The organism is Nonomuraea sp. LPB2021202275-12-8 (assembly GCF_037044575.1).
In the GTDB taxonomy this organism is placed as follows: Bacteria; Actinomycetota; Actinomycetes; order Streptosporangiales; family Streptosporangiaceae; genus Nonomuraea.
In genome coordinates this window covers 1-9974 of record NZ_JBAHWD010000076.1, presented here as the reverse complement: position 1 = coordinate 9974, position 9974 = coordinate 1, and the positions used below count along the sequence as shown (strand labels likewise).

Sequence of the window (9974 nt, the reverse complement as noted above, 5' to 3'; positions counted from 1 at the left end):
AGGCTAGATCTCTTCCATCCTGAGCCAGGCCCGCGACGGCAGCGGGTGCCCGAAAAGGCGGGCCGCGTTGCCGTACGCCACCCTGGCGATGTCGGCGGGCGGCAGCGCGCCGAGGTTGCGCGAGACCGCCTTCTGGGTGTCGGGCCAGGTCGAGTCGGAGTGCGGATAGCCGCTCTCCTGCAGCACGTGGTCGAGGCCGACCGCGAGCCGCACGCCGGACAGGGCGTGGTCGTCGAGGGTGCCGAAGAAGAAGTTGCGGCGCAGCACCTCGCTGGGCTTGATCCCGCCGTCCCAGTCCGCCTCGCCCGCCACCGGGTGGTCGAGCGCGTAGTCGGCCCGCTCCGCGAGCATCGGCAGCCAGCCCACGCCGCCCTCCACGATGAGGATGCGCAGGTTGGGGAAGCGCAGCGGCAGGCCGGACCAGAGCCAGTCGGCGCAGGCGAACATGGCGCTGGTCGGCATCAGCGTGGTGATCGCCTCGATGGGGGTGTCCGGCGACGGCACGGGCGACCAGCTCGACGCGCCGGTGTGCAGGCAGACGACCGTGCCGGTCTCCTCGCAGGCGGCGAAGAACGGGTCCCAGTGGCCGGTGTGGATCGACGGCAGCCGCAGCCTCGTCGGGAACTCGGGGAACACCACGGCCTTGAAGCCGCGCGCCGCGTTGGCGCGGATCTCCTTGGCGGCCACGTCGGGATCGGGCAGCCAGGGGAGCTGCAGGCCGATGATCCGCTCGGGGTAGGTGCCCGCCCAGACGTCGATGTGCCAGTCGTTGTAGGCCTTGACCAGCGCGAGGCCGAGCTCCTGGTCACGGGTCCTGGCGAACGGCATGCCCGCCTGGCCGGCCAGCATGCCGGGGAAGCACAGGGCGGCCCAGATGCCGGCCAGGTCCATGTCCTCGATGCGGGCCTCGATGTCGTGGCAGCCGGGACGCATGCTGTCGAACCTGACCGGGTCCAGCGTCCACTGCTCGCGCGGCAGTCCGGCACCCACGTCCAGCCCGGCGCACGGGTAGGTGGCACCGCCGTAGCGCCAGACCTGGTGACCGGCCTCGGTCTCGACGACCTTGGGCGCGACCTCGGCGTATTTCTCCGGCAGCCTGTCCTCGAAGAGGTCAGGTGGCTCGATCAGATGATCGTCTGCCGAGATGATCACATAGTCGCGCCGCCTCGGGTCCGGGTCGGGAAGCAGCGGCGTAGTCACGCAGGTAACCGTACGACGGCGGGATAACGTCGAACAAGCTGCGACGTCTCCGTTGGGTATCCGAGAGGGTTCGGACCCGGGATCGCCGGGAGGGGGACGATGGGCGACCCCGGGCCGGATGGGGGTCCGCTTTCACGAGGGTGCTGCCCCGGTCTCGGACCCCGCCGCGCCACTACCCGGATGAGATCGATCCAGTCAGGAGATGGTCGCGAAGTTCGCCGATGGCCGCGTCGTCGAGGCCGAGCACGCCGGTGACGTATCCCTCGATCGAGCCGTGCCTGCTGGTCAGGTCGTCGAGGAAGAGCCGCATCGTCTCGGCCGGAGCCAGTCCGAAACCGGCCCACATGCTCGCCTCGGGGTGCCGGCGGCGCCAGTCCGCGATGAAGCGCTCGGTGGCCAGGCCAGTCAGCGCGTAGTCGGCCACGATGTCGTCGTCCGGTACGCCCACGAGGGAGAGGATCATGGCCGTGAGCAGGCCGGTGCGGTCCTTGCCTGCCGCGCAGTGGACCACGACGGGGGCGCTGTCCGCCTGGGCGATGGTGGTCACAGCGGTGCGCAGGTTCGCGACGCCGTCCTCCGTCACCTCCAGGTAGCGGTCGGCGAGGAAGCGCGCCACCCCCTGCGTGCCGTCGTAGGTGGCGAGGTTCCAGCGGCGTCCCTCGATGGGCAGGTTGCGGTAGGCCAGACCGTGCTCCTCGGGTACCCGTCCCGCCTTCTCGACCTCCATCGGATGCCGCAGGTCGATGACGGTCTTCACGCGCAGCGCGCGGAAGGTGTCGAGGTCCTGCCCGGTCAGCCAGCCGAGGGAGTCGGCGCGGTAGAGCCGCTGCCATCTGACGGTGCGACCGTCCTTGGTGGCATATCCACCGACGTCACGAAAATTGTGGACATTGGCGAACTCGATGTGGCGGATCATGCTCAACACCTTAATTGGTGGAAATTTCCGCCTGCTGGGGAGCGCTGTCGCCGGATCCGGGCTCAGGCTCGGCCTCCTGCGCCTTCCTGTCGGCCAGCTCCCGCCGGATCAGCAGCACCCAGCCGCCGATGGCGATCCCGATGAACAGCCACCATTGCACGCCGTACGCGAGATTGAGCCCGCCACCCGCCCCCACGTCGGGCGCCGGCACCGGCTCGGGCGCGCTGGGGCTCTCCGGCCGCTGCTCGGTCAGCTCCACGTAACCGCCCACGAGCTGGTACGGCAGCGTCTGGCCGATCTTGGCAGGGTCGATGAGCAGCACCTGGCCCGGCGGCAGCCCGGGGCGTTCCCTGAGCCCGCTGCTCTCCTCGGTCTCGCCCGGACGTAGCCGTCCGGTGACACTTACCTGACCGGTCGGCGGCGCGGGCACCTCGGGGGGCGTGTCGGCGGTCGCGCCGGCCTTCACCCATCCCCGGTTCACCAGCACGGCCTGCCCGCCTCCGGTCACCAGCGGGGTAAGCACGTAGAAGCCGGGCCGCCCGTCCTGGGGCCGCCTGCGCACCACCAGGCCGTGCTCGATGTCGTACGTGCCGGACACCGCGACGTTCTTGAACCGGTCGGACTCCTTGACCGGCTGCCCGGGCCCGGCCAGCTCGCCGAGCGGCACGGGCGCGCTCGTCATGTTGCCGGTGACCACGTCACTGTTGGCCGAGCGCTCCTCGAAGCGGCCGAACTGCCACCGGCCCAGGAACACGAAGGCGGGGATCACGAGCAGCACGACGATGTGAAGCGCGACCCAGCGAGGCGTCAACAGGAACCGGTACACGCTTCAAGGGTAGGCACCTGGGGCGATGCTCCTTCATCCGGTCAGGCGGTCTTGAGTTCCGCGCCGGAGCCCGGGGAGCGGGGAGACCTCGCGGGGGCCGGCCACCTCGTGCCCTTCGGTGCAGCGGAAATACTGCTCGACGGGGGCGCCGCAGTCGCGGTGGGTCAGCAGCACGGGCGGGCCGTCCTCGCCGGCGAGGTATCTGTCGCCCCAGTGCATGAGCGCGACGAGCAGGGGATAGAGGTCGCGTCCCTTGTCGGTCAGCCGGTATTCGTCGCGTTGCCGCTGGCCCGGCTCCCGGTAGGGCTCCTTGCGCAGCAGGCCCTCGTCGACCAGCCGGGTCAGCCGCGCGCTGAGCACCTGCCTCGGCGCGCCGGTGACCGCCTGCATGTCGGCGAACCGGCGGACGCCGGCGAACGCCTCGCGCAGCACCAGGAAGGTCCACTTCTCCCCGACGATGTCCAGGGTGCGCTCGATCGAGCAGTTGTTCACCCGGAAAGGAACGTTCATGCCTCATATCATACCTGAGTTCAGTTGACAGACTCAGAGGAGAGGAGCAAGCTGAGTCTATGCTCGGAACTCAGTTGCCGCTCGGTATCCTCATCCGGCCGGCCAGGAGCGGCGACGAGGAGCGGATCCGCCGCTTCCTGGCGGGCCTCTCGCTGAACACGCAGACTCTGCGGTTCTTCGCCGGCGTCACCCGCCCGGCGGCCAGCGTGGTGCGCGCGCTGATCGAGGTGAACGAGCGCAGGGACGCGCTCGTCGCCGTGCACGAGGGAGAGATCGTCGGCCACGCCATGAGCTACCGGGGCGGCGTGGCCGATGTGGAGATCGCCGTGGTGGTCGCCGACCAGTGGCAGGGCTTCGGGCTGGGGCCGAGGTTGATCGACACGCTGCTGCTCAGGGCCGCGGTGCGGGGCGCGACCACGGTCGGCATGGACGTGCTGGGCGAGAACCGGCGGGTGCTGAGGATGATCCGGAGGATCTGGCCGGAGGCCGAGATGAAGGTCGCTTCAGGGTCGGTGGAGGTGACCGCTATGATCCAACAGGCGGCGGTATTTGCGGAACAAGGTTCTGGTGGACCACCATTGACGACGTGAAGAGTGTCAGGAACGGACGTGACGGACGGACCCGGATCATCGAGGGCGCCCTCCGCCGCTTCAGCCAGGACGGGGTCTCGGCCACCACCCTGGCCAGCCTCCGTGACGAGAGCGGCGTGAGCGTCGGTAGCTTCTACCACCACTTCGCCAGCAAGGAACACGTCTTCGGCGTGCTCTACTTCGAGATCCTCAAGGCCTACCAGGAGGCGTTCCTCGCCGAGTTGGTCGGTCACAAGGAGGCTCGCGACGGCATCGAGGCCGTCGTCGCCTTCCACATGCGCTGGGCGGGCGAGCATCCGGAGCGCGCACGGCTGCTGATCAGCGAGCGCCCGCCGCGCAAGCAGGAGCCCGGCGGCGCCGAGGTGGCCGAGGCCAGGCGTGCCTTCTTCCGCCAGGTCGCCGACTGGTGGAAGCCGCACATGAAGAACGGCATGCTCCAGCCGGTCCACGCCACCATGTGCTACGTGCTCTGGCTCGGCCCGTCACAGGAGATGTGCCGCCTGTGGTTCGCCGGGGCGCACACCCCGACCGAGGAAGAGATCAAGGGCCTGGGCGAGGCGGCCTGGCAGAGCCTGCGCCAGCGCGAGGAGTAGCGGTCCGCGCGGGTCAGGCAGGTTGCCGGATCCGCGTCGACACCCGCCAGCTCGAGCTGTTGAGCGAGATGTCCAGCCGGAGATCGCCGCGCTGCCGGCGCAGCCCCGGCACGCGTACGCGGTCGTGCACGTCGAACCGGCCCCGGTGCGGATAGCCGAACCCGAGCTCGCCGGGCAGCACACGCAGGTCGTCGTGGTTGCCGCACCGGGGGCAGGTCCACAACACCAGGTCGAGGCCGCGGTTGTAGTCGCAGCAGGCCCCGAAGTACTCGTCAGGCAGGAAGCGCGACTCGCAGGCCAGACAGGGGATGAGCATGTCCGCTCCTCTTTGAACGGCGGGCCGGGCTCTCTAGAACTATCGCGTCCCACTTGTCCCACGCTTGCAGAACGCTTGGGTATCTGGGTAACAGTATGATCACTGTCGGTATCGGATCATGCGTGGAGCTCTGCGGTGAAAGGATGGGGACGTGGAACGACTGCGCGATCACCTCCTGGAGACCGGATACACGATCGACGGCGTTCGCGAGCGACTCGGCGACGTGGCGGCGTCGGCGCTGGCTCGCGAGGAGCTGGTGCCGGCGCTGCGGGCGACGGCCGGGGGAGATCCGCTGGCCGCGCTGATCCGGCTCTGGTGGCTCGGCGCCGAGGTGGAGGCGCGCGAGCTGCCCGCCGCGGTGCTGGAGTCGGGTCTGGTCAGGGTGGCGGGCACGCAGGCTCGGGCCGAGGTGCACCTGCAGCCGTGGGAGGACGACGGCTATGTCGTCTCCGACCGCAAGGTGCGGCCCGGCGACCCGGCGCTGCGTCCCGACCACGTCGTGGGCGCGGGCGGCGCGTCGGCCAACCTGGCCCAGCTCGTCACCCGCCGCCCGGTCGACCGGGCCCTCGACCTCGGCACCGGCTGCGGCGTGCAGGTGCTGTCCCTGTCGGGCCGGGTCCAGCACGTCACGGCGACGGACGTGAACCCGCGGGCGATCGAGCTGGCCGAGCTGAGCTGGAAGCTGTCCGGCGTCACCGGCGTGGAGTCCCGCACCGGCTCGCTCTTCGAGCCCGTGACGGACCAGCTGTTCGACCTGATCGTGTCCAACCCGCCGTTCGTCGTCTCTCCCGGCGGGGAGCTCACCTACCGCGAGACGGGGCGCGACGGCGACGGATTCTGCCGCGATCTCGTACGGCGCACGCCCCGCCACCTCAATCCCGGCGGCCAGGCCCACTTCCTGGCGAGCTGGCTGCACGTGGAAGGCGAGGACTGGCGTGACCGCGTCGGCGGCTGGCTGCGCGAGACCGGCTGCGACGCCTGGGTGGTCCAGCGCGACGTCCAGGACCCGGCCGAATACGTGGAGCTCTGGCTCAGGGACGCCGCCGAGCACGGCACTCCCGGCTACACCGAGCACTACGACCGCTGGCTGGCCTGGTTCGAGGAGCGCAAGGTGGAGGCGATCGGCTTCGGCTGGATCACCATGCGAAACTCCGGCACGCTCGACCCGGTGGTGCGCGTGGAGGAGCTCACCCACCGGGTCGCGCTCCCGGTCGGGGACTATGTCGACGACGTGCTGGACGCGATCGCCGCCGCGCACCGCGTCCGGGACCTCGACTCCGCCCTGCTGCGCACCGCGGACGGTCTGCTCGACGAGCGCGTCGGGCTGCCCGGCGCCGAGGACCCGATGCGGATCGTGCTGCGCCAGACGACGGGCCTGCGCCGCAGCAGGGAGGTGGGCACGGTCGAGGCCGCGCTGGCCGGCGTCTGCGACGGGGAGCTTGCGCTCGGGCCGCTGCTCAACGTGATCGCCGAGCTGGTGGGGGATGGTGCGATCCCGCATGCCGAGGCCATCCGGCCACTCATCGCCGAGCGCTACTTCCTGCTTTGATTCGCCGTTGATTGGTTGTTGACCCCCAGGGAGCAAGCTGTGAACTACGACACGGACCTGGGGGGTTCGAGGACCGTGTCGGGTCCGGCCGGTCGTCGATGTGAGGCGGCTAGCCGCCGCGCGGAGCATCCGGATAACCGGGCCCCCTAGCGACGCGAGGCGGTCAGATGGCCGGCCGGGCCGATCCACTCTCGAACGGACCGCGGGGTTTCGTGACTCCCTAAGGACAGCCTTGTTTAACCATGTGTGGATGACACGTCTGGACGACGAGCTGTACTCAGGACTCGACGACCTGGGCGCTGTCGAGGAGGACCTTGAGGTCCCCGGCCTCCGGAGCGCCGAGGCGGGTGAAGATGTCGAACGCCTGCCGTAGGCAGTCAACGCTCCTGGTGGTGCTGCCGAGCCCCGTGAGCGCCTTGCCCAGCACCGTCAGGGAGAGCGCTTCCCCGTACGGGTGGCCGATCTCCCTCGACACCACCAGAGCCTCCTCCGCATGGCGCACGGCATCGCTGTAGCGTTCGGCGGCGATGAACGTCTCCGCCAGCCGGGAGCAGACCCGCTGCTCCCACACGCGCTGCTTGCTCGCCCTGAAGAAGGCCAGGCACTCGGCGTGGTGGTGGACCGCCTCGGTGAGCCGGCCGACGCGCGACAGCACGATGCCCAGGTGATAGCGGGCCCGGGCGGTGCCGGCGCCGCTGCCGATCTCGGTGAAGATGGCCAGGCCCTTCTCCGCCGCGGCGATCGCGTCCTTGGGTCGGCCCAGGCCGAGGTGGTCGCGGGCCGAATAGCTGAGCACCAGCGCCTCGCCGGCGGGCACGCCGTTCTCCCGGTACCAGCGCGAGGCCGCTTCGAACCACGCCAGGGCCTCGGTGTGGCGGCGCTGGCGGCCCACGACGACGGCGAGCGCGTTCAGCACCTCGCCGGTGACGATCTTCTCCTTGCGTGCCGTCGACAGCTCGTGCACGATCTCGAACTGCTCCTCGGCCTCGGGCAGCCGGTTGCCGGCGAACAGGACCCTGCCGAGCACGTAGCGGGCCCGCAGCTCGCTCGCCTGGTCGCCGATCCGCCTGGCGGTGGCCAGCACGCCCCGCGTCCCCTGGTCGAACTCGCGGGTGTGGGTGCCGGACTCCAGCAGCGGCTCCATGGCCACCAGCAGGTCGGCGGCGGGCAGGAGCTGCTCGGCGGCGCGCGAGGAGGCGGCGGCCTGGTTGATCGCGGCGAACAACGAGTCGCCTTCGGCGATCAGCCACGCGACGGCCTCGTCGGTCGAGCCGAACGCGTGCCCGCTGCCTACCACCACGAGGTTGTCGGAGATCATGCTGCCCTCGTAGGCCAGCCGGTGCGCCGTCTGGGCGGAGGCCAGGTAGAAGCCGAGCAGCCGGCGCAGCGCCATCGTGCGGGCCTGCGGCCGCTCGCTCTTCTCCAGCGCCCGCCGGGCGAACAGCTTGAGCAGGTCGTGGAAGCGGTAGCGGCCGGGCGCGGGCGCCTCCAGCAGGCTGGCGTCGACGAGCGACTCCAGCATGTCCTCGGCCTGCCGCGCGTTCAGCGACAGCACCGCGGCCGCGGCTCCCGCGGAGATGTCCGGCCCGGTGGGCAGCGACAGCAGGCGGAACGCGCGGGCCTGGGAGGCTTCGAGCTGGCCGTACCCGAGGGCGAAGGTGGCCTCGACGGCGAGGTTGCCCACTCGCAGCTCGTCCAGGCGGCGCTGCTCGTCGGCCAGCCTGGGCACCAGCGAGGCCACCGTCCAGGAGGGCCGGGCCGCCAGCCTGGCCGCCACGATCCGCACGGCCAGCGGCAGGAACCCGCACGCGGCCACCACGTCCATGGCGGCGGCGTGCTCGGCCGCCACCCGCTCGGGCCCCGCCACCGCGGCGAACAGCGACAGCGCCTCGTCGGGCTCCATCACGTCCAGGTCGATCAGCCTCGCCGAGGGGAGATCGGCGAGCTTGACCCGGCTGGTGACGATCGCCGCGCAGCCGGGCGTGCCCGGCAGCAGCGGGCTGACCTGCGCGGCGTCGCGGGCGTTGTCGAGCAGCACGAGGATGCGCCGGTCGGCGAGGATGGACCTGTAGAGGGCCGACCGCTCGGCCGGCACCTCGGGGATCACGTCCGGCGGGATGCCGAGCGCGCGCAGGAACGCGCCGAGCGCCGACTCGGGCGCGGTGGCCTCGTCGGTGTAGCCGCGCAGGTCGGCATAGAGCTGTCCGTCGGGGAACACGTCGCCGGTCGCGTGCGCCACGTGCACGGCGAGCGCGGTCTTGCCGACGCCGCCGATCCCGCAGATCGCCGCCACGGGCACGCCTTCGGCGGATGACTGCGCCGACAGCAGGGTACGCAGCCGCCCGGCGATCTCCTTGCGCCCGGTGAAGTCGCTCACCGCGGCCGGTAGCTGCGCGGGGCGGGGCAGCTCGGGCGCGGGCTCCTCCTCGGGCGCGGGCGCCTCGGCGGCGACCTCGGCGGCGGCCAGCGTGGGGTCGGCGGCCAGGATGCGCTGGTGCAGCGCGGCCAGCTCGGGGCCCGGCTCGATGCCGAGCTCGTCGACGAGCGCCTCGCGGGTCTCGGTGAACACGTGGAGGGCGTCGCCCTGCCGCCCGCACCGGTAGTAGGCCAGCATGAGCTGGGCGCGCAGCCGCTCGCGCAGCGGGTGGTCGGCGGTCAGGGCGATCAGCTCCGAGACCACCGCCGCGTGTTTGCCCAGCTCCAGGTCCATGTCCATGAGGGACTCGATCGCGCTGATGCGACACTCGATCAGCCGGTCGCGCTGATGCTCGGCGTAGGGGCCGACGGCTCCGGCCAGCGGCTCGCCCTCGAACAGGCCGAGCGCGGTGCGCAGCCCCTCGGCGGCGGACGACAGCCTGCCCGCCCGGCGCGCGGTCTCGGTCTCGGTGAGGGCGCGTTCGAACCGGGTGAGGTCGAGCGAGTCCGGAGACAGCCGCAGCGCGTAGCCCCTCCCCACGGAGGTGAGCAGGTCCGGACGGGAGCGGGCCGGCCGGTCGGGTTCGAGCACCGTACGCAGCCTGGAGACATAGGTGCGTAGCGCGCCGAGCGCCCTCGGGGGCGCTTCTTCACCCCAGACGGCGTCGATCATCTCGGCCGGCGTGACGGCGCGGCCCTCCCGGAGGAGCAGCATGCCGAGAATCGACCGCTGTAACGGGGTCCCCAGATCGAGCTCCTGGCCATCGCGCCACGCGCGGACGGGACCCAGCACGGCGAACCGCAGCCCGCCTTCGTCGTCCTGACCAGCCATGTCGCTTGTCTCCAACGCAATGGAACGATTTGTTACCAAATGATAGATCCATCGTCGCCGAGCACCTAGGCATGCGACCATTCGTTAACCGAAGCGTTGATCGGCCTTTGATCCGCCATTGAGCCCCGCCCCGCATCCTTGAGTCACGAGCGTGACCCAGGAAACACGGGGGCGGTCACGCTCGAACGAATATGGGGCCAGGAAAACTCGAGGCCCCGCCCTTTTGG

At 70.9% G+C, this 9974-nt stretch carries 9 protein-coding genes; 3 read left to right on the top strand and 6 right to left on the bottom strand.

All coding sequences use genetic code 11. The annotated features are described in order from the left end of the window. Positions 1–3 precede the first annotated feature (3 nt). The 4 genes from V5E28_RS48310 to V5E28_RS48295 form a co-directional block, all read right to left on the bottom strand. Positions 4–1200 carry an amidohydrolase family protein gene (locus tag V5E28_RS48310; RefSeq protein ID WP_336217064.1) on the bottom strand — a complete coding sequence of 399 codons (1197 nt, stop codon included), beginning with the start codon at positions 1198–1200 and terminating at the stop codon, positions 4–6. Positions 1201–1372: 172 nt separating this feature from the next. Next, positions 1373–2116 carry a tyrosine-protein phosphatase gene (locus V5E28_RS48305; RefSeq protein ID WP_336217063.1) on the bottom strand — a complete coding sequence of 248 codons (744 nt, stop codon included), beginning with the start codon at positions 2114–2116 and terminating at the stop codon, positions 1373–1375. A 10-nt stretch (positions 2117–2126) separates the two neighbouring features. After that, on the bottom strand, positions 2127–2942 hold the full coding sequence (locus V5E28_RS48300) for an SURF1 family cytochrome oxidase biogenesis protein (protein ID WP_336217062.1): 816 nt from the start codon (positions 2940–2942) through the stop codon (positions 2127–2129). A 33-nt stretch (positions 2943–2975) separates the two neighbouring features. Beyond that, on the bottom strand, positions 2976–3452 hold the full coding sequence (locus V5E28_RS48295) for a winged helix-turn-helix transcriptional regulator (protein ID WP_336217061.1): 477 nt from the start codon (positions 3450–3452) through the stop codon (positions 2976–2978). A 59-nt stretch (positions 3453–3511) separates the two neighbouring features. Here V5E28_RS48295 and V5E28_RS48290 point away from each other — a divergent pair, with 59 nt between their 5' ends. Both V5E28_RS48290 and V5E28_RS48285 read left to right on the top strand, forming a co-directional pair. Then, positions 3512–4042 carry a GNAT family N-acetyltransferase gene (locus V5E28_RS48290; RefSeq protein ID WP_336217060.1) on the top strand — a complete coding sequence of 177 codons (531 nt, stop codon included), beginning with the start codon at positions 3512–3514 and terminating at the stop codon, positions 4040–4042. Next, positions 4039–4635 (top strand): TetR/AcrR family transcriptional regulator, encoded by a 597-nt coding sequence (locus tag V5E28_RS48285; RefSeq protein WP_336217059.1) that lies wholly within the window; start codon positions 4039–4041, stop codon positions 4633–4635. The genes V5E28_RS48290 and V5E28_RS48285 overlap by 4 nt, the downstream gene beginning before the upstream one ends. A 13-nt stretch (positions 4636–4648) precedes the next feature. On the opposite strand, the gene V5E28_RS48280 is transcribed toward V5E28_RS48285, so the two are convergent. Further along, entirely contained in the window at positions 4649–4951 is a 303-nt protein-coding gene (locus tag V5E28_RS48280) for a hypothetical protein (protein WP_336217058.1), read from the bottom strand. A 151-nt stretch (positions 4952–5102) separates the two neighbouring features. Between V5E28_RS48280 and V5E28_RS48275 the strand changes: the two genes are divergently transcribed. Then, positions 5103–6500: a class I SAM-dependent methyltransferase gene (locus V5E28_RS48275; protein ID WP_336217057.1), complete on the top strand. Its 1398-nt coding sequence runs from the start codon at positions 5103–5105 to the stop codon at positions 6498–6500. 277 nt (positions 6501–6777) lie between these two features. On the opposite strand, the gene V5E28_RS48270 is transcribed toward V5E28_RS48275, so the two are convergent. Next, positions 6778–9747 (bottom strand): AfsR/SARP family transcriptional regulator, encoded by a 2970-nt coding sequence (locus V5E28_RS48270; RefSeq protein ID WP_336217056.1) that lies wholly within the window; start codon positions 9745–9747, stop codon positions 6778–6780. Between the last annotated feature and the right edge of the window lie 227 nt (positions 9748–9974).